At 61.8% G+C, this 24936-nt stretch carries 16 protein-coding genes and 5 pseudogenes; 12 read left to right on the top strand and 9 right to left on the bottom strand.

What is annotated here, in order from left to right; translation table 11 throughout:
* Positions 1-86: 86 nt before the first annotated feature.
* Together ACFQH2_RS08075 and ACFQH2_RS08070 are read right to left on the bottom strand one after the other, a co-directional pair.
* A pseudogene (locus ACFQH2_RS08075) lies at positions 87-2858 on the bottom strand (ATP-dependent helicase).
* Positions 2859-2908: 50 nt separating this feature from the next.
* Positions 2909-3265, bottom strand: a complete 357-nt coding sequence (locus tag ACFQH2_RS08070) for an ArsR family transcriptional regulator (RefSeq protein ID WP_377052542.1) — start codon at positions 3263-3265, stop codon at positions 2909-2911.
* A gap of 237 nt (positions 3266-3502) precedes the next feature.
* Between ACFQH2_RS08070 and ACFQH2_RS08065 the strand changes: the two genes are divergently transcribed.
* The 4 genes from ACFQH2_RS08065 to ACFQH2_RS08050 all read left to right on the top strand — a co-directional run bounded on the left by ACFQH2_RS08065 (position 3503) and on the right by ACFQH2_RS08050 (position 6960).
* Positions 3503-4261, top strand: coding sequence for a PAS domain-containing protein (locus ACFQH2_RS08065; RefSeq protein ID WP_377076620.1), 759 nt, complete (start codon positions 3503-3505; stop codon positions 4259-4261).
* Between the two features lie 52 nt (positions 4262-4313).
* On the top strand, positions 4314-4925 hold the full coding sequence (locus tag ACFQH2_RS08060) for a sensor histidine kinase (RefSeq protein WP_377076619.1): 612 nt from the start codon (positions 4314-4316) through the stop codon (positions 4923-4925).
* A 209-nt stretch (positions 4926-5134) separates the two neighbouring features.
* On the top strand, positions 5135-5773 hold the full coding sequence (locus ACFQH2_RS08055; RefSeq protein WP_377076618.1) for a hypothetical protein: 639 nt from the start codon (positions 5135-5137) through the stop codon (positions 5771-5773).
* Complete coding sequence (locus ACFQH2_RS08050) at positions 5773-6960, top strand: hypothetical protein (protein ID WP_377076617.1); 1188 nt, start codon at positions 5773-5775, stop codon at positions 6958-6960. Before ACFQH2_RS08055 ends, ACFQH2_RS08050 begins: the two co-directional genes overlap by 1 nt.
* A gap of 148 nt (positions 6961-7108) precedes the next feature.
* On the opposite strand, the gene ACFQH2_RS08045 is transcribed toward ACFQH2_RS08050, so the two are convergent.
* Positions 7109-7246: a DUF7503 family protein gene (locus tag ACFQH2_RS08045; RefSeq protein WP_377052536.1), complete on the bottom strand. Its 138-nt coding sequence runs from the start codon at positions 7244-7246 to the stop codon at positions 7109-7111.
* 184 nt (positions 7247-7430) lie between these two features.
* Positions 7431-8009 carry a DUF7504 family protein gene (locus tag ACFQH2_RS08040; RefSeq protein ID WP_377052534.1) on the bottom strand — a complete coding sequence of 193 codons (579 nt, stop codon included), beginning with the start codon at positions 8007-8009 and terminating at the stop codon, positions 7431-7433.
* Positions 8010-8108: 99 nt separating this feature from the next.
* Here ACFQH2_RS08040 and ACFQH2_RS08035 point away from each other — a divergent pair.
* Positions 8109-8836 (top strand): annotated as a pseudogene (locus ACFQH2_RS08035) (MBL fold metallo-hydrolase); the annotation flags it as partial.
* Here ACFQH2_RS08035 and ACFQH2_RS08030 read toward each other — a convergent pair.
* Both ACFQH2_RS08030 and ACFQH2_RS08025 read right to left on the bottom strand, forming a co-directional pair.
* Positions 8820-9116 carry a DUF3006 domain-containing protein gene (locus ACFQH2_RS08030; RefSeq protein WP_377076616.1) on the bottom strand — a complete coding sequence of 99 codons (297 nt, stop codon included), beginning with the start codon at positions 9114-9116 and terminating at the stop codon, positions 8820-8822. The pseudogene ACFQH2_RS08035 and the gene ACFQH2_RS08030 overlap by 17 nt on opposite strands.
* Complete coding sequence (locus ACFQH2_RS08025) at positions 9116-10114, bottom strand: ComEC/Rec2 family competence protein (protein ID WP_377052528.1); 999 nt, start codon at positions 10112-10114, stop codon at positions 9116-9118. Before ACFQH2_RS08025 ends, ACFQH2_RS08030 begins: the two co-directional genes overlap by 1 nt.
* A gap of 127 nt (positions 10115-10241) precedes the next feature.
* Between ACFQH2_RS08025 and ACFQH2_RS08020 the strand changes: the two genes are divergently transcribed.
* Entirely contained in the window at positions 10242-10850 is a 609-nt protein-coding gene (locus ACFQH2_RS08020) for a hypothetical protein (RefSeq protein WP_377052526.1), read from the top strand.
* A gap of 18 nt (positions 10851-10868) precedes the next feature.
* Here ACFQH2_RS08020 and ACFQH2_RS08015 read toward each other — a convergent pair whose 3' ends face one another.
* Together ACFQH2_RS08015 and ACFQH2_RS08010 are read right to left on the bottom strand one after the other, a co-directional pair.
* Positions 10869-13760, bottom strand: a complete 2892-nt coding sequence (locus tag ACFQH2_RS08015; protein WP_377052524.1) for an alpha-amylase family glycosyl hydrolase — start codon at positions 13758-13760, stop codon at positions 10869-10871.
* A gap of 197 nt (positions 13761-13957) precedes the next feature.
* Positions 13958-14419, bottom strand: coding sequence for a MaoC family dehydratase (locus ACFQH2_RS08010; protein WP_377052522.1), 462 nt, complete (start codon positions 14417-14419; stop codon positions 13958-13960).
* 117 nt (positions 14420-14536) lie between these two features.
* On the opposite strand from ACFQH2_RS08010, the pseudogene ACFQH2_RS08005 reads away from it, so the two are divergent.
* From ACFQH2_RS08005 to ACFQH2_RS07995, 3 genes and pseudogenes are all read left to right on the top strand, one after another.
* Positions 14537-19829, top strand: a pseudogene (locus ACFQH2_RS08005) (DNA polymerase domain-containing protein).
* Positions 19830-19907: 78 nt separating this feature from the next.
* Positions 19908-20426 carry an acyltransferase gene (locus ACFQH2_RS08000; protein WP_377052518.1) on the top strand — a complete coding sequence of 173 codons (519 nt, stop codon included), beginning with the start codon at positions 19908-19910 and terminating at the stop codon, positions 20424-20426.
* Positions 20427-20585: 159 nt separating this feature from the next.
* A pseudogene (locus tag ACFQH2_RS07995) lies at positions 20586-21211 on the top strand (RAD55 family ATPase).
* Between the two features lie 82 nt (positions 21212-21293).
* Here ACFQH2_RS07995 and ACFQH2_RS07990 read toward each other — a convergent pair.
* Complete coding sequence (locus ACFQH2_RS07990; protein WP_377052514.1) at positions 21294-22232, bottom strand: FKBP-type peptidyl-prolyl cis-trans isomerase; 939 nt, start codon at positions 22230-22232, stop codon at positions 21294-21296.
* 187 nt (positions 22233-22419) lie between these two features.
* On the opposite strand from ACFQH2_RS07990, the gene cyaB reads away from it, so the two are divergent.
* From cyaB to ACFQH2_RS07975, 3 genes and pseudogenes are all read left to right on the top strand, one after another.
* Complete coding sequence (gene cyaB, locus ACFQH2_RS07985; protein WP_377052512.1) at positions 22420-22971, top strand: class IV adenylate cyclase; 552 nt, start codon at positions 22420-22422, stop codon at positions 22969-22971.
* 103 nt (positions 22972-23074) lie between these two features.
* Entirely contained in the window at positions 23075-24334 is a 1260-nt protein-coding gene (locus ACFQH2_RS07980) for a methionine adenosyltransferase (protein WP_377052510.1), read from the top strand.
* 39 nt (positions 24335-24373) lie between these two features.
* A pseudogene (locus tag ACFQH2_RS07975) lies at positions 24374-24927 on the top strand (DUF5804 family protein).
* The last annotated feature ends 9 nt before the right edge of the window (positions 24928-24936 follow it).

Here is a 24936-nt window from a genome sequence, read left to right as displayed (position 1 = left end):
GTCGTCGTCTTTCCACAGCCGCCTTTCCCGCCTGCGATCGCGATCACGACCGTTCTGGCGTCGGGATCGGATTTAAACCTCGGGTGCTACTCGTCGGTGCCGGCGGCCCCGTAGCCGCTCCGATCGGTCACGCTCTCTCCCTCGCCGATTTCGGCCATGACACGCTCGTGGAACGACTGCAAGACGGCGCTCTCGTCCTCTGCTAGCACCACGTCGCTGGCAGACAGCGTCGCTGCCCGAACGCCCGTGGCGTCGGCGAATCGACCGACTGGCTGACGACGTCGATATCGCCCGCTCCGATGGCACCGAGCACCGTCTCGATGCCCGCCAGATCCAGTTTGTCCTCGAGGATCTCGCGGTAGGTCTCTTCGATCACCGCGAAGTCCTCCAGATCCTGGGCGAACCCGAGCAACATCTCGCTGGAGACCTGCTGTTCGCTCGCGGACTTCTCGTAGCCCTTGTACCGCTTGAGGATCATCAGCGAGCGCGTCGCATTGATCCGGAAATACCGCTGGAGCAGGTCGGTGCCGTCGAGACTTGCGCGTAACAGTTCGCGGACTCGCTCCGGATTCGTCTCTTCGAGAATGCCCCGGACATCGACTTTCCGGTTCAGCGGCATCGAGATCGTAAAGCCGTTGTCGGCGACGGCGACAGTCACGTTGGCGTTGGCCTCCTGAGCACAGCGATAGGCAAGCAGTCGTGAGAGGCCATCGTTGAACCGCCGGCCGTAGTTCGAGTGGACGTGGAAGTTCCGCTCGTACTCGTCGTGGTCGCGCTCGACTTCGATCGCAAGGCGTTCGTCCGTGCTGACGCTCTCGGTCCCGGCGTATCTGATCTGGTGCTCGAAGATCCGTGCGACGGCGCGGACGCTGTCGTCGTCGAGCGGGAACTCCCGGAGCCAGTGGCGGACTGCTGGGGCACCACCATCGTCGTAGCGCTCGACGATATCCCGCTGGAACCGAAGCACCTCCTTGCCGAGGTCGTAGGAGAGGGAAGCCGCTCGGAGTACCACGACGGCACTGTAGGCCGGGCGCTCGTCCGGTCGACGTAGACTTTCGACCCGCGGCGGTACTGATACTCGAAGTTCGAGCCGCCGAGGACGAACACGTCGCCTTTTTCGAGCGTGTCGAGATACGTCTCATCCAGTTGGCCGACCCACTCGTCGCTCGCGCGAGTGTACACGTCACAGCTAAAGGAATCGGGAATCGTCCCGATGTTCGTCATGTAGATCACCCGCGCCAGACGGCCGCGCTTCCCGATCAGCGGCTTCCCGACGGGGAACTCCTCGTGGTGATGTTCGCCCTCGGGCGGGTCGTTCGGATCCCGCCAGATCTTCGCGTAGACGTTCTTTTCCTCCAGTCCGTCGTAGTCGGCGGTGAGATATCTGGCCAACTGCTCGAAGTCGGCTTCGGTGTACTCGCGGTAGGGGTAGGCCCGCCGGAGCGTATCGACCACCGACTGCTCGGGACGGATCTCGTTGATCGCCATGCCGTAGACGTGCTGGGCGGCGACGTCCTGGGGCTTTTCGGGAATGTTGACGCTGTCGACGAACCCTTCCTGGGACTTCTTGAGCATGACCGCACACTCGATGAGTTCGTCGCGGTCGAGCGCGATGACTCGACCGGTCACCGTCTGACCGACGCGATGGCCGGCACGGCCGACGCGCTGGAGCAGCGCGGCGACGGACTTGGGACTGCCGACCTGCACGACCAGATCCACGTGTGGCATGTCGATACCGAGTTCGAGACTCGTCGACGACGTGACGAAGTCGAGCGACCCCTCCTTGAGCGCCCCTTCGATGCGTTCGCGCTCCCCTTCGAGAGGCTCCCGTGGTGACAGCCGGAGTTGTCCTCGTCGTAGTCGTCGAACCGTTCCCTGAGGTTGTGGAGGACGCGTTCGGCCCCCGAGCGGGTGTTCGTGAACACCAGCGTGTTGGTGTGGTCCTGTATGAGGTCGTGTAGCTGATCGTAAAAGCGACTCTGGATCACGTCACGCGGGGTATGGATCAGGTCGTCAGTCGGCGACTGCAGTTCGATGTCGAACTCGCGGGCGAAGCGGGCGTCGACGATTTCGTACTCCCGCGGATCGCCGCCCGGTTCGGCCTGCCCGACGAGGAACTCAGCGACGGTCGAGAGGGGATCGATGGTCGCGGAACAGCCGATGCGTGTCGGAGAGCTCTCGGCTAGCCAGTCGAGGCGTTCGAGGCTCATGCTCAGGTGGGTCCCGCGCTTCCCGGCCGCCAGCGCGTGGATCTCGTCGACGACGACGTACTCGACGGTTCGCAGTTTCTCGCGGAACTTCGGGGAGTTAAGCAGAATCGCTAGCGTCTCGGGCGTCGTGTTGAGGATGTGCGGCGTCTCGTCGAGCATCCGCTGGCGCTCGCTGTCTTTCGTGTCGCCGTGTCGGATCGCGTGGCGGATGTTCGCCGCCGCAGGCTCACCGTCGCTCCGCTCGCGCTCGATATCGGCAATGCCATCGAGCGGGACGGTCAGATTCCGATGAATGTCGTTGGCGAGTGACTTCAGCGGGGAGACGTACAGACAGTAAACGGAGTTTTCGAGTCCTTCCTCGCGCTCGCGGGCGAACAGTTCGTCGATGATTGCCGTGAAACTGGCGAGGGTCTTGCCGCTCCCCGTCGGCGCGCAGATCAGCGTGTTCTCGTCGTCGTCGATCAGCGGAATCGCGTCTTTTTGTGGCGGTGTGAAGAATCCCGCGTTCTCGTCGACGTACTCACCAAACTCCCGAATCCACCACTCCTGGACGTGTGGATCGAGCCGTTCCAGTACCTCGCCGTCGGCGACAGCGCTGCTGTCGACAGACTCGTCCCCGACGTCCGAGAGAACCTCCTTCCAGCCCATTACCCGCTACTGAGGGCTGATAGCTCAAGTGGGTTTGGACCGGATCCCTACTACTCGACGTCGCCGTCGTTGCTTGGCTCGTCTCCGCCACGAGCCATCGCGGCGCTGGCGCTTGCGGAATCGGTCACTTCCAGACGCCGGTCGATCAGCCCCTCGAAATCGGCGGTAGAGTCGTACTCGTCGCGACAGCGTAGCGCGACCCGACCACGTTCGGTTACTTCGTACAGACCCGACCGTTCGGCCGGTCCGATCTTCTCGACGAGGCTGTAATCCTCCAGCACTGGCAGTCGGTTGTTGACGTTTTTCCGACTCTTGCCAGTGATGTGCGAGAGGTTAGGCGCCACGTTTCGCCCGTATGCGTGTAGTGCTTCGAGTATCAGGAAGTCTGTAGGCTGGCGCAATTTCACGGTTTTTCTCCTTGCGTAAAGATAGTCCGGCCCCGATAAGTAACCATCCCTTTACTACCATGTTGAAGTGCCGTAATCAAATGCTGTAGGTAATTACCATCGGCAATTTTAAGTTGTGAGGGTACGATGGGGTATTCGTGGCTCGGCGTGTTTGCCCCCAGATGCCCCCCAAACACGACCGGACCACAGTTTAGCCATGTCAGAGCCCTACAACTACCCGCTCCTCGGGGACCGACTATGACGGACCACAGTTGTGTGGAACCCATCGAAGACGGTCGGCATTCCCCACATGCGCCAACAGTCGGCCTCCTGCTCCAGAGCGATGAGTACCGAACCCAGGTTCGGACAGCAGTGCCGACCTCGTTCTCGATCACGGAGATCGAGGGCGCCCCCGTATCTCCCGAGGAGTTCGATCTGCTGATTCTCGAGGAGTCGGGTAGTTCCCCTGGACCGGTTCCTGAAATGACGGAGCGGGGCAACTCCGAGACGTCGATACTGTATCTGACTACGGATACATCCACGATACCGACGGACGTATGGGAGATGATCGACGACGTGCTTCAACCGCCATTGGTGCCCGAAGCGCTCGAAGCACGGATCCGCAATACGATGACCAGGACAGGCGACAGTCAGACGAAGCCGGATCACGCTCTCGTTGGGATCGATTGCATTCCGGACCCGACACTCGCGGTCGACGTCGAAGACGGTCGCCGAATCGTGAGGCAGGCAAACTCGGCGTTTGCGACCGAATTCGGCTTCGATGCGGACGTGCTCGTGAACGCGAACCTCGACGAACTCATCGTTCCCGAGACGGTGGCGGAGTACACTTCCCGCCTCGTCGACCGAGCGCTGGCCGGGGAGACGGTAGAACGTGCTCTCCGTCGAGACACCGTACACGGCCGGCGGGATTTCCTCGTTCAGAATGATAGAGGCCGATCAGTGCGAGTCCGATCTCTGGATTACGTACACCGACGTGACCGGAAAGAAGTGTCGTGAACAGCAGATACAGGTCCTCAATCGTGTATTGCGCCATAATCTGCGCAACAATATGAACGTCATCCTCGGTAACGTCGACCGGTTGTTGTCCGGAGTCGACGACCCGGACGCGCAGGAGGCAGGCACGGCAATCCGGCAAGCAGCAGCCAGCCTCGTCGGTCTTGGAGACACTGCGAGTACGCTGCGCCAGACTTGGGACGACATCGATCCCACCGCGATCGATCTCGTACAGGTCGCCCGGCGTGTTCGCTGCGACGCTCGTGCAGAAAACCCGTCTGCCGACATCGATGTCGTAGCCCCCGATAGCTGCTGGGTCAGCGGTGATTCACGGCTAGTAACCGTGCTCTCCGAACTCGTCGAGAACGGTCTCGAACATGCCCAGTCGAATGCTGGCGTCGAGATGCGGATCGATCCCGGCTGTGAGTGGACGGAGATCCACGTGATCGATCACGGGCCCGGACTGGCCCCGTCGGAACGAGCGGTGCTCAACGGTGATATGGAGACGCCGTTGGAGCATGGCAGTGGGCTTGGCCTGTGGATCGTCAACTGGATCGTCTCGATTTCGGGCGGACAACTCGACGTCACTGTCGACGGTACCGCCGGCACCGTCGTGACAATATCGTTACCCACGGCCGACCTGGAAACGAAGGAATCCCGGCGATAGGACAGGCGAGTTACGCGGTTGACGGCCCGGAGCGGGCCGTCGGTAATTTTATTCGAGTCCTCTGTGTAGACCTCTTCAAATGGGTGGGTCTCCGGTAGAGTGGAGGTGCTCGGTTCGGTGAACATCGATTTCGCCCCCTCGAAGATGGTGGTCTGGAGATCGCTGACCCGATCGAGCGCGTCCACTACACGCTGTTTACGCCCGACCCAGTGAGCGTCGCCGAGGCCGATACCGAGCAGTTTCGCTTCCCCGTCGATGCGGCCGCTGGGTTCCGAAGCCAGCGGATAACCCTCCCGACTGTCCCGGCGACGCTCGTGCGGGACGAATCCGAAACGGTCGTCGCACAGGTCGAACACTTCTCGGACGAAACCCTCCCCTCCGGCGAGTACAGCATCGAGCTATCTCTCCCGCTCAAGCTATACATCCGCGTCGAGAGCGCTATCGAGTTCTCCTCCGATGACGAGCGACTACTGATCGACTTCGGCGAGCAGACGGACGTTTCGATCGGCGTCCGGTCGAAACACGAACAGCCAGCCGGGACGATCACGACGACGGATCGACCGCGAGACATCATGAAAACGGTGACCGCGTTGAGTTCGTCGCTAAAGACGATATCGCCGGAGCGCTCCCTGCCCACGCTCCGCGGCCACCCACCCGAGATCGAACTCGGCGAGACGCTCTCGATTCCCGACGAACTCTCGGCACCCGACACGGGTATCGAACTCCACGTTCCGCCGACTTACCGGCACATCTTCCCCGCGGCCCCGCTCGCGTACTACCTCGGAGCGGAGATGCGGCCCGGCGAGGAGCCCCAGATCGTCACCGAGGGGGCTACACGCACGAGCTAGTGGCTGCACACTCCTACGAGGAGCGGATCGCCCGCACCCTCAAGCAGGTGTTCTTCCTGGACTGTGTAACCCGGACGGAAGGGCTGTACCCGGTGCCGCTCCGGGAACGCACCTCCCTGGAAGACCGGATCGACCTGCCGTTCGGCAGACTGTACGAACTGTCGCCAGCGGATCGCCTTGCGACGTATCTCGACGTGCCCTACTCGGCCGTCGAGGATCTCCTGCCGGACTGGAAGCTTACGACGCACGTCTCGCCGACGGCGGAGACAATCGAGACGCTACCGTACCTCATCAACGACCTGGCGATAGTCCGAACTGCCGACCCCCAGACTGTCTCTCGGTCCTCCGTGGAAGACTCCGGGATGGGCGCGTACACTCGCGGGAGCGACACCCGAAGCGCCGTCAACCAGTCCTCGGACACCACCTACGTACAGGTCGAGGACGACGACGAAGCCGTCGAACAGGCGTGGATCGGCGACGAGACGCCGGTCGGACTGTCCAAGGCGACGCCGGAAGCCTACCGAAACCGCTTCGACCGCGACCCATCGGACGGCGACATCTCGATCACGGTCGTCTGCAACGACGATCGGATGGACCGCGAGCGGGGCGTCGTCGACGACGTGTACGGCTCACGAACCGATCTCCCATTCGAGGTAGCGATGCATCACGACCTGACAAAGGAGGAACTGGCGGACGTCCTCGCCCAGCCGTCGGACTTCCTCCACTATATCGGCCACATCGAGGACGGCGGCTTCCGCTGTACTGACGGTCTTCTCGACGTCGCCGACGTGGAGACCATCGGCATCGACGCGTTCCTGCTCAACGCCTGCCAGTCCTACCACCAGGGAATGGCACTGATCGAAGGCGGAGCGATCGGTGGCGTCGTCACGCTGAGTGACGTGGTCAACTCCGGTGCGATCCGTATCGGGTCGACGCTCTCGCGCCTGCTGAACTCCGGATTCCCGCTTCGGGCCGCTCTCAAGATTGCGAAAGGCGAGAGCATCGTGGGGAGCCAGTACCTCGTGATCGGCGACGGCGGTCTGGCAATCACGCAGGCGGAGAGTGGGACTCCGATACTTATCCAGCTCGAACAAAAAGACGATGACAAATTCAACGTTTGTTTGAGAGGATTCCCAACGACATCTGGAGGTATGGGGGGATATTCTCTCCACATATCGAGCAAGTAGCTAATTATACGCTGAACTCGGGAACAACAGAGTCAATCAATCTTTCGAGAGCAGATTTACTCGACTTTCTACGGCTTGAGAAGGTACCAGTAAGATTCGATGGACGTCTTCGGTGGAGTTCTGAGCTAGCAGCCGAAATCTCGGTTACTTAATCAATCGTGTGAGCCATCGCCGCCGCTGCACCACCAACCTGACTGAGCGCCAGCAGTATCGTGAATAGCGCGCCGATCATCCGCGGGTGGTTCTTGAGGAACGCTTCCATCTTTCCGCTATTGTTGTCTTCCATCGTACATGCTAACGGTAATTGCCAATGGAAATAAGTATATTTAAAACTTGCTTACAGTAAAAATAATAGATTATATACAATATAAGAGAAAGTATCTATCAATACACTGTATCTTGCACATACGACGATTTAAGGCCGTAAGCGAGGGAATAGACGAGAGAGCCGATGAGGAACGAAAGGACTCTCAGTACGAGAAACGGGCGGTAATACCCGTCTCGACGACATTCTCGAAGACGCTCTGGAGCATGTATATCGTCTGGTCGTCGTGTTCGGAGCGGTCGAGGTAGAACTGTCCGACGGCGTCGGCCGCCGCGATGCGGTTCGTGAGGATCTGAAGGAACCTGAGTAGCCGTTCGACGCCTACCGTTTCGAGCAGTGCAGTCAGCGAGTAGAGACAGACAACCGTTCCGCCGTCGTCGTCGAGGAATGAACTGATCTTGATCCCGACCGTGCTGAGGTCGTAAGGGTCAGCCAGCGTCTGGATCAGGGCGTCGTCGATTGTGAGTTCCTCGCCATCCTGCCCCGCGGTCAGGAGCCGTTTGCGGCCGTCGACAGTGATATCGGCGAATCGGTCGACTGCGTCGGACCGCTCGGAATATCCTGCGAGCAAGAGCAGATCCTCGGGCGCTCGTTCGTCTACGAACCGTTCGGTGAACTCGATATCGTCGTCGGTTCCGGCTGTCAGTATCAACGAGCTGGTGCCCGCCTCCGCGGCCGCCACGGGCCCCGAGTCTCCCGGTGTCAGTTCCTCGTCTTCGGCCATTTGAGTGGAACTTGGAAGCCACGCATAAACACATTGTGAAATTGATGGATCGAACGTGACGTCCAAAGCGATTAGGATGGCCGGCACGGGATTACTACCATGCGCGTTACGTTTCTCGGCACTGGCAGTGCGATGCCGACCGGCGAACGATATCAGGCGGGGACGGTGCTCAGAGCCGACGACAGTACGCTGCTCGTGGACTGTGGTGCGGGGGTCTTGCAGCGCCTCCAGCAGAGCGGGGTCGGCTACGAGTCTATCTCGACGGTTCTGCTGACCCACCACCACCTCGATCACGTGGCGGATCTGATGCCGCTACTGAAGGCCCGCTGGCTCGCTGGCGAGGAACACCTCTCGGTCGTCGGTCCGCGCGGGACGAAGGCGCTGGTCGACGGCCTGTTCGAGGTCCACGACTATCTCGACGGCAGGATCGACGTCGGCGTCCGAGAGATAGCCGACGGCGACTACGATATCGCCGGGTTCGAGATGAGCGCTCGGGAGGTGCGCCACTCGAAGCGGACCCTCGCCTACCGGTTCGACGACCGCCTGACGCTCAGCGGCGACACCGAGGCGTTCGAGGGGCTTGCGGCCTTCGCCGACGGATCGGCCGTACTGGTCCACGACTGCTCGTTCCCCGACGACGTCGACGTCGACAACCACCCGACACCGACTGAGCAGGGCGGGTGCTATCCGGCCACGAGTACGGCAGGGTCTATCTTACGCATCTGTACCCGCATACGGACGGCCGTCACGAGGAGATGCTCGACGCCATCGGCGAGCATTACGGCGGCGACGTGCGGTTCGCCAAGGACGTCATGACGGTCCGAATCGGCAGGACTCGTCGTCCGAGAGCGGTCGAGAGAGCTGATCGAGTCGATCCTGAGCCTGCTTTTTGCGCGCCGTCGTCTCGTCGGGTCGATAGGAGAGTGAGAGGAGAGAATCGTCAGCGACCGTTGCCCGGAACACCGCCCCCTCGTGACGCCCGGGGTCGGGGACTCGCTCGATGTCGATGACGAACTCGTCGACGACGCGGTCGTCGGCTTCGAGCAGTAACGTCGCGTGCTCGCCGTCGACGATCCGGTCGAGGACGACGTCGTAGGTCTCGGTCATCACTCGGCGATAGGGACGCCAACCGCTTGAGTCCCGGGTGCGGCGATGGCGGCGGTCTCGTCATCGGGCTTTTCATCCAGCAGTTCGGCCGGATCGGTCGTCTCGTCGTACTCGGTGGTGACCGTCGTCTCCTCGCCATCGGTCCGAACCACCACGTCGCCGTGGACGCCGGTCCAGTAGGTCTCGATGCCCCTGTCCGCGAAGGCTTCGAGGGTTTCGTCGTGCGGGTGGCCGTACTGGCTCTCCTGAGCGCTGGAGATCACCGCCACCTCGGGATCGACGACGTCCAGGAACGGTTCGGTCGAACTGGTCGAGGAGCCGTGATGGCCCGCCTGATAGATGCCTGCGTCGAGTGCCTCGCCATGTACCTCGACGAGGCGCTCCTCGACGTGGCCCTCGGCGTCACCGGTCGTCAGATAGCTCGTCTCGCCGATACGAATCGAGAGCGCAACGCTGTTCTCGTGGAGGTCCGATCCGGAGTCGCCCGCGGGCGGATTGTAGATATCGACCGTCGTCGCTCCGAACTCGAAGCTATCGCCGTCCTCGACGGTTCGGAGGTCGACGTCGTGGCGCTCCACCGCATCCAGGTATCGCTCGTAGGTCTGGGAGGTAGATGTAACGCCGCTGTCGTAGGCCCGCCCGATGCCGTCTTTCTCTTCCTCGAAGTGGTCGATCACCGCCTCGTGGCCGCCGATGTGGTCGGCGTGGCCGTGGGTCGCGACGAGGTGGTCGATCCGGTCGAAGTCCTGCGATTCGAGATACGCGATAACCGCTTCACCGTCCTGTCGCCAGTCGCCGGAGTCGATCAGCATCGTTTCACCCTCTGGTTCGAGTATCAGCGTGGCATCAGCCTGCCCGACGTCGATATGATGGATCTCGACGGCGTCGTCGAGTGGCGGTTCTGGCTCTTCGCTGGCGGCATCCAGTGGCACTTCGCCGACACAGCCAGCGGTCACTACCAACAGACTGAGTAGCACGAGTAGAGCCGAACGGCGCATACTCTGATAACGGAGCTATCGGGGCATAAACGCCCGGTGAGGAATTGTACCTGACGTGGCCCCAACCCCCGCTTGTTTTCTCAGAACGATCAAAGGAATTATGTTCCAGTCACGAATCAGTTACAGTATGGTCGTAGTAGCAATAATCGCAGGAGGAGGCGTTATCACGCTTGTCGGCACCCTCGCTGCTGTCTATATGGGCGACTGGAGCGACGAGTCGGACTCTGCAGTTGCCGCGCGTGCCGCACTCGAATCCGTCTCGTTCGGCCGAGACTCCGATCTGGTCTCCAAACCGTCATCAGTCGAGTCGACGCCGGAGGTGAACACGCACCGCGACGGCGAACCGATCGTCGTCCCCGTGATCGAGGTCGAACTGGCGACCGACGAGGAACCGGACCGGGCGACGGGGTACCGGATCGCCGAGGCCGTCCTCGGGGCAGTCCACCCTGAGTTCGCAGACAGCCACGTTCGGAACTACGACATCCACCTCGTCTACGGGGACGACTCGTGGATCGGTGAGCGGGAGAAACGCCGGATCGCCGTGACGCCAGCGCTGGCGGACCGACTCGGGCGCGAACCGGATTTCGACGCGGCCGAACTGCGCCGGGAGATCGAGTCCCAGGACGACGGCGACGACGAGATTCCACCCGTCGCGTGGGGAGAACCTCTGAAATATCATCAGAACGGCGCGGCGACGACCGCCGCAACGACCGCTGCCACGACTGGTACGTTCTGAGACGCGAGCGGTGGACGCTCAGTCGTCGTCGTCTTCGGCACCGAGCACCCGGTTCGCGGCGTAGGCGGCACCACCCGCGACGCCCGCCGCACCGGCGGCGATGCCAAAGCCGGGGAGTTCGTCGTCCGCTTCGTCGGCAGGGGCGTCTTCGTCTTCGTCCTCGCCGTCGCCGTCCTCGGCCTCGATGTCGTCGTCACCGAGCGCGACGTATGGGATCTGTGCGGGGGTGTTCTCGTCGTACGCGAGCGCGTCCGCGCTATCGACGTCCTCGGCGGTCAGCAGGTCGATGACGTTCGGTGCCGTCTCGCTCTCCGCACCGCCGAACTGCCACTCGCTGGCTTCGGACTCGACCTGTCGGACGCCACCCTCGCCGTAACCGTCCATGCTCATTACGGTGACGGCCATGCCACCATTGGGGAGATACTCGATGCCGCTCTTGTCGAACTCCGCAACGATAGTGTTGGGGGCCTCCTCGGGATCGTAGCTGTAGTTGCCGTCCTCGCTGACCACGTTCCCCTCCGCGTCGTATACTGTCGGGTTCCCAGCCTGTGCGACCAGCACGTGCTGGTACGGCGCATCGAGTTCGGCGTTGACGCCGGTTCGGGTTTCCGTCGCCCCGGCGTCCGTTTCGGGATCGTTGAGATACACCTGAATGTGCTGGTGGGAGATGCCGGTATCGATGCCCCACGGGTTCGTCGGTTCGTTGTGGAACGCGAACGCGAAGCGGTAGGACTCGTCGGTCTCCTCGATCCGGACACCGGCGAGGTCGAACTCGCCCTCGGGGATCTCCGGGGTCGTCGGATAGGTGTAGTTGCCCGGTCCGGCGTCTGTCCCCTCCGGCTGTTCGAACTCGGCGATGACGTTGCCGGGCAGGGTGAACTCGGTCGGTTCGTCGGCTTCGAGCACGACGCTAGTCGCGACGTCGACCTCGACGAACTCGTGTTGCTCGTTGCGTTCGAGTCCGGCATCGTCGCCCGTAATGAGGTTCTCCGAGTCGACGTAGTCGCCGATCCGCACCGTCTGGATGTCGTCGCTGAAGTCGAGCAGGACGACGACGCGCCGATCGGTCTCGGTGTCGTAGCGGGCGTACGCGAGCGTCGAGTCCGAGTCGGCCTCGTAATCAATCCGCTCGACGCGGGCGCGGTGCTGGAGCGCCGGATGGGATTTTCGCAGGTCGACGAGGTTCTGGTAGAACCCCAGCGTGTTCCCGTCGAAGTTACCCCAGTTCATCGGTTCGCGGTGCTCCGTCAGGCCGGTCTCCTGCCCGTAGTAGATCATCGGCACGCCGGGGAGGGTAAACGTCGCCGCCCCAGCGGCGAGTTGGGCCATGAAGCCGTGCTCGTCGAGATAGCGGTCCGTGTCGTGGTTCTCGATGTACTGCATGAACAGCGAGTCGGTGTGTGCTCCGTTCTGGAACCGTCCCTCGTAGGCCTCAAGGACATCTCCAGCCGTCCCCTCCGCAGCGGCCCCCAGCGCGCCGTGGAGGTGGTTGTCGTAGTGGACGTCGAACCCGCCCGCGCCGAACTCCTCGGCGTACGGTAGCGTCTCGTCGAGCAGGAAGAACTCGGAGTCGTAGCCGGTGACCCGGTCGTAAACCTCCGTCCAGAAACCCTTCGGAACACCCCAGGCGATGTCACAGCGGAACCCGTCGACCTTCTCGGCCCAGAAATCGACGACGTCCAGTAGCCACTCGCGCACCTCGGGGTTCTCGTGGTTCAGGTTCGGGATGGCGTCCCAGCCGTAGTAGGCGTCGCGCTCGCCGTCCTCGGTCCAGCGGAACCAGTCGTAGTACTTCTCGTGGTCCTCGTGGTCGGGGTCGATCGCGGCCTGGAAGTACGGGTGCTTCTCCGAGGCGTGGTTGATGACGAGGTCGAAGACGACCTTGATGTCCCGGTCGTGCGCCTCCTCGACCATCGCCTCGAACTCCGCCATCGTCCCGAGGTCGGGGTCGACGTCGAAGTAGTCCGTCTTGTGGTAGCCGTGCGGCCCACCCTGCTCCGGGGGCGTGCCAAAGCCGCGGTCGGTCGGCGTGATCGGCGTCATCCAGAGCACGTCGATACCGAGTTCTTCGAGGTGGTCGAACTTGTCCGCGATGTCGTCGAAGCCGGGCGTCTCGCCGACGACGGTGCCGTCTTCGAGTTGCTGTTCCGGGAACCGCCGGGAGAATATCTCGTAGATGACCGAGTTCGCGATCCACTCCGGCGGTTCGTAGGGATGCTCGACGTGGAGTTCGTCACCATCCGGGACGAGTGTGAGCATGTCCGAGACGGAGTGACGGTCGCCGACTGCGACGGCGTGGATCCGAACTCGCTCGCTGATCTCGCTGGCAGAAACCGCACCGTCGCCGGAGAGCACATCCGCGTCGCGGTCGTCGACGTAGAACTCCACGTCGACGTGCTCCTCGATGACGTCCTCGCGATCCGGTGCCATCGCGTTCGCCGAGAGCAGCACCTGCCCGTCGACGATCTGGGCGTCCAGATCGACGCGCGGCCGTGGATCCTCCTCGTTCTCTTCGGGGAACACGCGGACGGTGAGGTCATGAGTCCCATCGGGCGCGTCCAGAGCGAGCGTGTACTCGCCGGGGACGTCCGGCTCGAACTCCGCGACGGCGGCGTCCGTTGGCGTCGCCGAGGAGCCAGCAGGCGCGTCGACGATCGACCAGGAGTACTCCGCATCCCCGTCGGGATTGCGCGGGGCGAGGTCGTCGCGGATGGTCTCCTCGTCGAAGTTCGGGTTCACGATCCCGTCGCCGACGTGGGTGAAGCGAGGCGGGCCGGGGTGATGGGAGCCGTCGTCGGTCTCCAGATCGAGCGCCGATCGGTTCTCCTTGTGATCCGCCGTGGCGGGTACGCCAGTCGCCGTCGCACCGGCGACTGCGGCGAGACTGGTTATGAAGGTTCTGCGTTGCACTGTACCACCCGTTAGGCTACACCCTGATAATAATTATGGTGAAAGATTACTTCATAAATATGGCCTCACGAGGGGGAGAGCGGTAGGATTTCGGGCTGATCGGCCGGTAGCGCTCGGTCGATCTGTTATCGTCGAGTTCGCACCGGGTTCGGATCGGCCCGAATCGGAGTTCCGTCAGACTCCGGCCAGTCCGGCTTTCATCCCTCATCTGCATCGGGCCGTTTCTTCGAGAGCACCGTCCGCTCGAACTGGCAGACTACTGTGTCGTCCTGATTGAACACTTCGACCTCCATCGTGACGACGCCACGCTCACCGTCGCTGGTCTCGCGCTTGTCCGTCACCGTCGTCTCGGCACGGATCGTGTCGCCGTGAAACACCGGCGCGGGATGTTCGACGTCGTCGTACGAGAGGTTAGCTACTATCGTACCATCAGTCGTCTCGGGAATCGTCAATCCGACCGCGAGGCTCATTGTGTACAGTCCGTTGACGACGCGCTCGCCGAACTCCGTCTCGGCGGCGAAGTCGGCGTCGAGGTGGAGCGGTTGCTGGTTCATTGTCAGATCACAGAAACGCTGATTGTCGCTCTCGCTGATCGTGCGCCGCTTCTCGTGGACGATGCGCTCCCCGACTGCGAACTCCTCGAAGTAGTTGCCAGCCATACGTGAGCATCAGACAGGGAGGAGAAAAGCCCACCGCCGGAATCGTCACCCGACAGGCCCGTAACTGTACTGTGGGATTACGGTGGTTTTTAACCGAGGGCGACCTACCGGACGGACATGACTGACGACGGGCAGACGGGACTTGCGGAATTCCGCGACGGGGTGGACGATACGTCGCCCTCCGGCGACGAGCGGGACCTCGCCGCGGAGGCCCGAGCCATCGCCGGCGACGGCGACGGCAACGGGATCGAGATGATCGATCCGACGCGGGACGGGTTAGATGCCCGGTACGGAGAACCGGGCGATAGCCTCCAGTTGTCGGTGATGCAGATCGATTACACCGTTGCGGGACGAGAGCCGAACGAACGGCCGATCATTCACCTGTACGGCCGCGACGCAGAGGACGATCCACACCACGTCAAAGTGCTCGGGTTTCAGCCGTACTTCTACGCCCCCACCGACTCTCTCGACAGGCCGCCCGAAGAGGAGTACGACGAACTGGTCGGCTCCGACGACACGGACGAGGACGGCGAACCGTTCGAGAGCATCCGCGGCGAACACCTCACGAAGATCTACGGCCGGACGCCGAGAGACGTCGGAAACGTCCGTGACGAGTTCGACCACTACGAGGCCGACATCCTGTTTCCGAACCGATTCCTGATCGACAAGGACATTCAGAGCGGCGTCGAGGTGCCCGTGCGCCGGGACGAGGACGGCTCGCTCATCGTCGCCCAGGAGGAAGTCGAAGCCGTCGAGATGACGGCGACACCACGGGTGAACACCTTCGACCTGGAGGTCGACGACCGCCACGGCTTCCCCGAACCTGACGACGCCGAGCAGCCGATCATCTGTCTGACCAGCCACGACTCCTACGACGACCAGTACGTCGTCTGGCTCTACGACGCTCCGGTCGGCGGCATCGACGCCCCCGAGGCGCTGGACGGCTACGACCCCCTGACCGACGGGGCCGACCACGAGGTTCGCACCTTCGACAGCGAGGAAGCGATGCTTCGCGCCTTCATAGAGTATCTCGAAAGGACGGATCCCGACGTGCTGACGGGGTGGAACTTCGAGGACTTCGACGCGCCGTATCTGGTCAATCGGCTGGAGAACCTGGGACTCTCCTACGACCGCCTCTCCCGCGTGGGCGAGGTCTGGGCCGGGGGCTGGGGCGGCCCGGAGATCAAGGGTCGCGTCGTCTTCGATCTGCTGTACGCCTACAAGCGCACGCAGTTCACCGAACTCGAATCCTACCGGCTGGACGCCGTCGGCGAACAGGAACTCGGCGTCGGGAAAGAGCGCTACACCGGCGATATCGGCGACCTCTGGGAGGGCGACCCCGAACAGCTACTGGAGTACAACCTCCGGGACGTCGAACTCTGCGTCGAACTGGATCGCAAACAGAACATCGTCGAGTTCTGGGACGAGGTCCGCACGTTCGTTGGCTGTAAACTCGAAGACGCGCCGACGCCCGGCGACGCGGTCGACATGTACGTCCTCCACAAGGTTCACGGCAACTTTTCGCTCCCCTCGAAAGGTAAACACGAGGGCGAGGATTATGAAGGCGGAGCCGTCTTCGACCCGATTACCGGCGTCAAAGAAAACGTCACAGTTCTAGATCTGAAGAGTCTCTATCCAATGTGCATGGTGACGACAAACGCGTCGCCGGAGACGAAAGTCGACCCTGACGACTACGGCGGTGAGACCTACCGTGCACCCAACGGGACCCACTTCCGGAAGGAGCCGAACGGCATCATCCGGGAGATGGTCGACGAACTGCTGACCGAGCGCGAGAGCAAGAAGGAACTCCGGAACGAGCACGACCCCGACAGCGAAGCCTACGCCAGATACGACCAGCAGCAGGGAGCTGTCAAGGTTATTATGAACTGCTTCACGCCGGATACTGACGTGCTGACGCCCCGTGGCGTCGAGAACATCCGGGACCTCGGGGTCGGCGACGACGTATACTCGATCGATCCCGAGACGATGGAGATGGAGACCAAGCCAGTCGTCGAGACACAGGCGTATCCCGATTACCGGGGCGAACTGATCGATATCGAGACCAGCAAGACCGACTTCAGCGTGACGCCGAACCACCGGATGCTGGTCCGAAAGAACGAGACGAACGGGATCACGGAAGATGGCTACGGCTTCGTGGAGGCGGGCGAACTCGACGACGCCACGAACTACGAACTCCCGCACGACTGGGATGGCCCTGACCCGGATCCGATCGAGGAAATCGATCTAACGCGGTTGCTCGACGACGAGCACGAAGTCTGGGTTCGGCCGTCAGTCCACGGACACACGTTCACCGCGGAACTGGGCTGGACGCCGCGCCGCGTTCCCAAAGCAGACGTCGGCGAGACGGGCTACGTGTTTACCGCCGAGGAGTTCGAGACGCATCGAGAGTACATAGAGAAAGTTTGCGAACGGAGCTTTATCCATCGGGACTCCGGTCGGAAGTGGATCCCACGCACCTACGATGCCGACGACTTCATCGAACTGTTGGCGTGGTATATTACTGAAGGGTCGGTCCAAACGTCAGAGGACAAGCAGTTCGGCGAACAGTTCCGGGGCTCCGCAACGACGATCAGTCTGGCCCAGGACGTGACGGACGACGCCGCCGCCGTCACGGATGGCGGTAGTGATCACGCTGCCATCGGCACGATGCTTGATCGGCTTGGATTCGACTACTACGTCGACGACAAGGGCTATCAGTTCACGTCGAAACTGCTCGGTGACCTGCTCCGTGAACTCTGTGGCGATAACAGCTTCGAGAAACGGGTTCCGAAGTTGGTGTTCGACGCAAGCCGATCGCAAAAGGAGTCCTTCCTCGACACGCTGATCGCCGGTGATGGGGATAGACAGCCCAACTCCTGGCGGTACAGCACCGCCAGCGATGAACTCCGTGACGACGTCCTCCGGTTGTGTACACACCTCGGCCTGACGGCGAACTACCGCAAAGACAGCGGAACCTGGCGCGTCTACGTCACCGAGAACGCGAAAAACACGCTCCGGATGCATCGCAGTAGCTCTCGGAGTACCGCAGACGATGGCGTGTACTGTGTCACAGTCGAGGACAACCATACGCTGCTCGCCGGGCGGAACGGTAAGTTCCAGTTCGTCGGCCAGTCGCTATACGGCGTTTTGGGGTGGGATCGGTTCCGCCTGTACGACAAGGAAATGGGTGCAGCAGTGACCGCGACAGGTCGGGAGGTAATCGAGTTCACGGAGGAGGCTGCGAACGAACTTGATTACGATGTAACATATGGGGACAGCGTCACCGGTGATCGACCGATCGTGGTTCGTGACCCTTCCGGAGCGGTTCGGATCAGACCGATCGAGGAACTGTTCAGGGCAGGGAGGGATCTCGATGTCCCTGGCGAGGTAGTCATTACTGCCGACGGCGGCACAGTCGGCACAGCGACGACAGAGAAAGATCGCCGGACACTCGACGGCTGGCAGGCGTTGTCGCTGTCCGAGACGGGACAGGCCGAATGGCAACCGATCGAGGAGTAGTTCGCCACCAGACGGACAAGTCCGTCTGTACGCTCCAGCACAAGTTCGGCGAGTCGACGGTGACACGTGATCACTCGTTCGTCGTTGAGGAGGACAACGAGTACGTCGAAGCGAAGCCCAAAAACGTCGACGAACCGCTTCGAGTCCCCGATATTCCACCGGTCGAGCCTGTCGAAACCATTGACGTCTACGAGATGCTCGACGGATACGTCCGGGAGTACGAGGACGGTCGGAGCGTGGGCAGCGAGAACGCCATCTCGAAAACCAAACGCGTCCACACAGACGACGAGCGGGTCTGGTTTGGACACGAGCACCACGACGGTATCGAGTCGACGATCTCGATCCAGCGGCACATCGACATCGATTCCGAGGACGGTCGGGCGCTCGTCCGACTACTCGCTGCGTACATTTCCGAGGGGAGCGCCTCGACAGTCGAGACAACGGATGCGAAGTTCGGTGCGTCGATTGCCGAGTCCCGACGGGAGTGGCAGAAGGACTCCAGACCGATTACCGGAGACTATTCGACGGTGCAACTGCCGGGATCACAGCTTCTGACAGCCGGGAACAGCGTACCATCGAATCCGACGACAGCGACGACTACGTATACGACGATGGGACGCTAAAACTCCAGATGATGAACGAGCTTTCGGCGGTGTTCTTCCGTGAGTTCGCTGGTCAGACGTCTGGGGGAAACGTGTCCCCTCTTTCGTCTTCCATCTGCCATCGGAACTCCAAGACCTGTTTATCAACGTCCTCGTCGAAGGGGACGGCTCCCGAGAGTTCCCGCGGTACTCCGAACAGTACCGCGAGCGGAACTTCGACTACGAAACCGTGAGTCGCGAACTCGCCGCTGGCCTCTCGATGCTGCTCACCCAGCGCGGGCGCAAGCACTCGCTCAAATACCGGTCCGAGAAGGGAAGCTACACGATCCGAACGTGTGACTTCTACCGGTCGGGCCGAGAGCCGGTCGTCCGCGAGGTCGACCACGACGGCTACGTCTATGACCTGAGCGTTGCCGAGAACGAGAACTTCGTCGACGGTGTTGGCGGTGTCGTTCTGCACAACACCGACTCCGTGATGCTCGAACTCGGCCCGGACATCGAGACCGACGACGCCATCGAACAGTCCTTCGAGATAGAGGAACACATCAATTCCGCGTACGACGAGTTCGCCCTCGACCAGCTAAACGCCGAGCAGCACCGCTTCCAGATCGAGTTCGAGAAGCTCTACCGGCGCTTTTTCCAGGCGGGCAAGAAGAAACGCTACGCCGGCCACATCGTCTGGAAAGAGGGCAAAGACGTCGACGACATCGATATCACCGGCTTCGAGTACAAGCGCTCGGACATCGCCCAGATCACGAAGGAGGTCCAACTGGAAGTGATCACCCGAATCGTCCGCGGTGAGGACATCGAGGACGTCAAGACGTACGTCCACGAGATCATTCAGGAGGTACAGGCCGGGAATATCTCCCTCGACGAGATCGGGATCCCGGGTGGGATCGGGAAGAAACTCGATAACTACGACACCGACACGGCCCAGGTCCGTGGTGCGAAGTACGCAAACGAGCTACTGGGAACGAACTTCTCGTCGGGATCGAAGCCGAAACGGCTCTACCTGAAGAAGGTCCATCCCTCTTACTTCTGAACGGCTGGAGGCCGAGGAAGGGTTCGACCCCCAGACCGATCCGCTGTACGGCGAGTTCAAGCGTGATCCGGACGTGATCTGTTTCGAGTACGACGATCAGATCCCCGAGGAGTTCGAGGTCGACTACGGGAAGATGCTCGACAAGACGCTCAAAGGCCCCATCGAGCGCGTCCTCGAAGCGCTGGACATCTCGTGGGGCGAGGTCAAAAGTGGGCAGGAACAGACCGGACTCGGAAGCTTCATGTAATTCGTCGGGCCGGCACGGCCCCGAACACGCGGTCGCCGGGCGACCGGTTTATACTCTTACGCGAGGAACCCCAGTACTGTGACAGATCGAGAGTCCCGCCACGACCGATTATCTTACCACGGAACGCCCGGGCCCCTGAACTCGCTCCAGCACTGGCCGGACGCGAAACATCCACTGCGCGTGATGCTGAACTACGTCGTAATCGTTCTCTGCCGCGTCTCTCCGAGTCTGACGCTGAAAAACTGGCTCCTCCGACGGCTTGGCGTGAGCGTCGGCGAGGGTGTGTCGTGGGGACTCGAATCGACGCCCGACGTCTTCTGGCCCGAACGGATCACCGTCGAGGACCACGCCATCATCGGCTACGACGCAACCTTGCTGTGCCACGAGTTCCTCCAGCACGAGTACCGGCTTGGCGAGATTGTCGTCGGCGAGCGGGCGATGATCGGCGCGGGTGTGGTCGTCCTGCCCGGCGTCGAAATCGGTGCAGGGGCACAGGTCGCTGCGAACTCGCTGGTGACCGAGGACGTCCCGCCGGGCGAGACAGTCGCCGGCGTCCCGGCGGAACCGCTGTCGACCGGCGGGGATGTAGACGACTGACAGCACCGCTTCCTCTCACAATCCGTTCTTCGCTCGTCCCTTCAGCATTGTTGCCTGGCGTCTGTATTTAGCCGATTACCTTGGAAAAGATATAGTTTCGTCGCCGATCAGGAGAGGAGGCAAACAATTATGTACTAAACGAAAGTATGATACCAAACAATGAGTGGTCGACTGGACACCGGTATTGACGTCCTCGACCGAAAGCTCAACGGCGGTATTCCGCCGGGGAGTATCATCGCTTTTACTGCCCCGCCGGCAAGTCAATCCGAACTCCTGCTGTACCAACTGACTGCCGCGCGCGGGTCGTTGTACCTCACGAGTCAGCGGACTGATCAGGCGGTCAGAGATGCGATCGAGTCGGCCAGCGCACCGACCGGTAGTCCGACCGTGAGGGACATCAGCGGTAGCGAACCGCTCGATCAGGCCAACAGACTGATCCGAGCGCTTCCGGAGGGGCAAACCTCATCATCGACCCCGCCGACTCGCTCGAACGCCGCGAGCCGACTCGCTATCAGAACTTCCTCAACGACCTCCAGAACCACATGGTGAATACGGGGAGCATCGCCATTCTACACTGCCTGTCCGGCCACTCGCTCCCGGAGAACCGGGATACGACCAAACATATGGCGGATATCGTCTTCGATCTGACCACGACGGTCCGCGGGACGGACCTCGAAAACCGCCTCTCGGTACCGAAGTTCCGCGGCGGGCAGGCGCTCACGGAGACGATCAAACTGGAACTCAAAGACGAAGTCGCCATCGACACGAGCCGAGATATCGCATAGGCCCCGATCTCTACGAGGGTGAACACGGCATCTGCGCCGCTACGACCCCGGTCACGAAGAAAAATACCGCTCGGAAGCCGCGTTACTCTTCTGCGTTCTCGAGTTCTTCGACGATCTCGTCGGCGTCGACGTCGGCGTCCTCGAGAGCGTCCTCAATGTCGCCGCCGCCCATACCGCCGCCCATCATACCGCCCATACCGCCGCCCATCATACCTGCGCCCTCACCGAGGGTCTCCTGGATGATGATGCGATCGAGGTCGAGTTTCTGGGTGACGTCGTCCGCGATCTGCTGTTTCGAGAACATCCACTGCTGGTTCATCGAGAGCTGCGGCGTCGCCTCGATGTACAGCGTCTCCTTCTCGACGGTCTCGGTTTCGGTCTCGGGTTCAGCGTCCTCGTCGTCGTCATCGCTTTCGACGACGACTTCCTCTTCTTCCTCGTCCGTCTCGATCCACATTTCGAGGTCGGTGTCGACGTACATGCCGATCAGGCCTTTCGCCTGCTCGACTCGGTCGTCGACGGCTTCGAGCAGTTCGTACTCGTATTTGACGTCCTGTCCCGCGAGCGGGTGATTGAAGTCGACGCGTGCGCGGCCGCCGATGATGGCCTCGACGTGGCCGTGCTCGCCGTCGAGGTCGACGTGAGCGCCGGGATAGCGGTCGTCCTCCGGGATCTTGTCGGCGCTGACGGTGCGAACTTCGTCGGGGTCGCGCTCGCCGAAGGCTTCCTCGGCGGGGACGACGACTTCGCCCTCCTCACCGATCTCTTTCCCTTTGATGTCCTCTTCGACGCTCTCGAAGATGTGGCCCTCACCGAGCACGATGACGCGCGGCTCGAAGGTCTGTTCTTGATCGTCGACGCCCTCGTCTTCGGCGACTTCCGCGTCGGTGGTATCGACTAGCTGACCGTCCTCGACGGTGCGGGCCGTATAGGCGATACGCACGAAGTCTCCATCGGCAAGCCCCTCCGCTTCGGGCTGGTCGTCGTTCGCTTCTGTTTCGGCTTCTTGATCGTCACTCATACTCTAAACGTTTCCCGTTCAGCATTTAAACACCACGTTTCGGTCCCGTCAGCGTTCGAGGTCGCTGGGTGACTCGTAGCGATTGCAAGGGCCGGATCGGTGGGCAGGGGGTCTGGCACAACTGACCTGCCGGGACCACGACCATCGAAACGACGCGCCTTTTCCGGCCGGACACGTTCGAGCGAGTATGTATGAGGTCGAATTAAAAGTCCGAGCGGACCACGGGGCTGTTCGCGACCGGCTAGAGGAACTCGGAGCCGACCGAGACGAACGGCTCTACCAGGAGGATACCTACTACAATGCGCCGGACCGGGACTTCGCGGAGACCGACGAAGCACTGCGGATCCGGCGCGTTCGACCGGGCGGCGTCGACGACGAGGAGGCGACGGCGCGGGTCACCTATAAGGGGCCACTGCTGGAAGCCGAATCGAAATCGCGAGAGGAGTTCGAGACCGGCGTCGACAACGGCGAGACGATGGACCGGATCCTGCAGGGGCTTGGCTACGATCCGACCGCGACTGTCTCGAAGGATCGCGAAACGTATTCGCTGGACGGCTACACGGTGACGCTCGACAGCGTCGAAGGCCTCGACGAGTTCGTCGAGGTCGAAACCGAAATCGAGTCGGCCGATATCGAGGATGCACGCGACGGCGGACGGGCCGTGCTCGACCGCCTGGGACTCGATCCCGACGAGCAGATCCAGACGTCGTACCTCGGATTGTTGCTCGCCGAGAAGTAGCCCGTACCGTCGACGGCTGGTGGATTGGTATAACCCCGAAACATTACTTGGTGCCCAGAGGTTTCCGCAAGTTATAGAACGGCCGGTGACTAAACTCCGGCCAATGACAGAACGGAATATCCGGGTCGAGCCGATCGACCGCCGTGCAGTCGAGGATCAGGACGTCGAAATCGTAGAGCGAAAGGGGATTGGACATCCAGACTCGATCTGTGACGGTATCGCCGAACACGTCGCACAGGCGATTGCCAGCGAGTATCTCGACCGCGTCGGGAAGGTGCTCCACTACAACACCGATGAGACCCAACTCGTCGCCGGCAACGCCGCGCCAGCCTTCGACGGCGGCGAGGTTCTCGAACCGATCTATCTGCTTATCGTGGGCCGTGCAACCAAGGAGTACGAGGGGACGAAGATTCCGGCCGAGCGCATCGCGCTGGAAGCCGCCCGCGAGTATCTCAACGAGAACATCCCCCAGCTAGATGTCGGGACGGACATCATCGTCGACGTCAAACTCGGGGAGGGGAGCGGTGACCTGCAGGAGGTCTTCGGTGAGGATACCGACGAGGAACATTCCTCGGAGGGTTCGAGCGGGGACGCCTCGCGAGAAGCGGTCCCGACAGTACCGATGGCCAACGACACGAGTTTCGGCGTCGGCCACGCGCCGCTCACCGAGACCGAACAGATCGTCCTGAACACGGAACAGCGTCTGAACGGCCCCTACGCCGCCGAGAATCCCGAGGTCGGCCCCGACGTGAAGATCATGGGCAAACGCGAGAGCGACGAGATAGATATCACCGTCGCCGTGGCGATCATCGACGATCACGTTGCCGACCTCGACGAATACGACGAAGCCATCACGAACATCCACGACTACGTCGTCGAACTCGCGGGCGAGTACACCGACCGCGAGGTGTCTGTCCACGTCAACACCGCGGACAACTACGAGGACGGGTCGATCTATCTCACCACGACCGGCACCAGCGCCGAACAGGGCGACGACGGCTCCGTCGGCCGCGGAAACCGCGCGAACGGGCTAATCACGCCGAACCGCTCGATGTCGATGGAAGCGACCAGCGGCAAGAACCCCGTCAACCACATCGGGAAGATCTACAATCTGCTGTCGACCGAGATTGCCGAAAGCGTGGTCGACGACGTGACTGGTATCCGTGACATGCGCGTACGACTGCTGAGCCAGATCGGCCGCCCCATCGATCAGCCACACGTCGCCGACGTTCATATCGTCACCGACGACGGTGTCGTGCTCGACGACGTCGAGGACGAAATCGTCGGCATCGTCGACGACCAACTCGCCGACGTCACCTCGATCACCCAGCGCGTCATCGACGGCGAACTGACGACGTTCTAGTCGAAATCCACAATACGCCCCGTCTCCGACAGTGAATTAGTGACCCGCGTCTGTCTCGTCGGTGCCCCGGATGTCGTTCTGAAGTACGAACTGCTCTCGCGTGAGACGTCCCGGGACGCCCTCTCGACGTACACCCTCGAGGAACCGTTCGAGAACGCTATCGCGCTCGACACTGTCAGCGTCGGCGCCGCGGTCTCGCTACTGAACGATCTCAACTGGTATCTCGTCCGCTTCGTCGACACGGCACTCGTCAGGGAGCCATCGATCAGCGACGAGGAGTGGCTCTCGCGGGACCTCGCCGAAGCCGTCAGGACGAACCAGGTCGATCCCGAAGAGACGGGGAGTACCTGAAGCTCTACGGCGTGGTGGATGGGGCCGAACCGAGTGACGGACAGCAGGGAGACGAGGAGACGCCGGATCAGCAATCGACCGCGGATCACGCCGGAGCAGTCCAGGTGGAGACGGAGACGAAACGACGCCTCGTCGAACCGCTCTACGTCCGGCGCACCGACCGGGAACTCCCCGAGTACGACCTGCGCGACGTCGACGAGACGGTCGTCGTCAGGGTTTCCGAATCGGAGTTCGAGGCGTGACAGGACCGC

It is taken from the genome of Natronoarchaeum sp. GCM10025703, from assembly GCF_042661985.1.
Classification (GTDB): domain Archaea; phylum Halobacteriota; class Halobacteria; order Halobacteriales; family Natronoarchaeaceae; genus Natranaeroarchaeum.
The sequence above is the reverse complement of the archived record's forward strand: the minus strand, read 5'-3'. Positions and strand labels throughout refer to the sequence as shown.

Coding starts and splice junctions, on each gene's coding strand:
- ACFQH2_RS08040 (WP_377052534.1), bottom strand. CDS start 8,009: ATGGCCGAAGACGAGGAACTGACACCGGGAGACTCGGGGCCCGTGGCG.
- ACFQH2_RS08060 (WP_377076619.1), top strand. CDS start 4,314: ATGAACGTCATCCTCGGTAACGTCGACCGGTTGTTGTCCGGAGTCGAC.
- ACFQH2_RS08025 (WP_377052528.1), bottom strand. CDS start 10,114: ATGCGCCGTTCGGCTCTACTCGTGCTACTCAGTCTGTTGGTAGTGACC.
- ACFQH2_RS08030 (WP_377076616.1), bottom strand. CDS start 9,116: ATGACCGAGACCTACGACGTCGTCCTCGACCGGATCGTCGACGGCGAG.
- ACFQH2_RS07980 (WP_377052510.1), top strand. CDS start 23,075: ATGACAGAACGGAATATCCGGGTCGAGCCGATCGACCGCCGTGCAGTC.
- ACFQH2_RS08020 (WP_377052526.1), top strand. CDS start 10,242: ATGGTCGTAGTAGCAATAATCGCAGGAGGAGGCGTTATCACGCTTGTC.
- cyaB (WP_377052512.1), top strand. CDS start 22,420: ATGTATGAGGTCGAATTAAAAGTCCGAGCGGACCACGGGGCTGTTCGC.
- ACFQH2_RS08065 (WP_377076620.1), top strand. CDS start 3,503: ATGACGGACCACAGTTGTGTGGAACCCATCGAAGACGGTCGGCATTCC.
- ACFQH2_RS08045 (WP_377052536.1), bottom strand. CDS start 7,246: ATGGAAGACAACAATAGCGGAAAGATGGAAGCGTTCCTCAAGAACCAC.
- ACFQH2_RS07990 (WP_377052514.1), bottom strand. CDS start 22,232: ATGAGTGACGATCAAGAAGCCGAAACAGAAGCGAACGACGACCAGCCC.
- ACFQH2_RS08010 (WP_377052522.1), bottom strand. CDS start 14,419: ATGGCTGGCAACTACTTCGAGGAGTTCGCAGTCGGGGAGCGCATCGTC.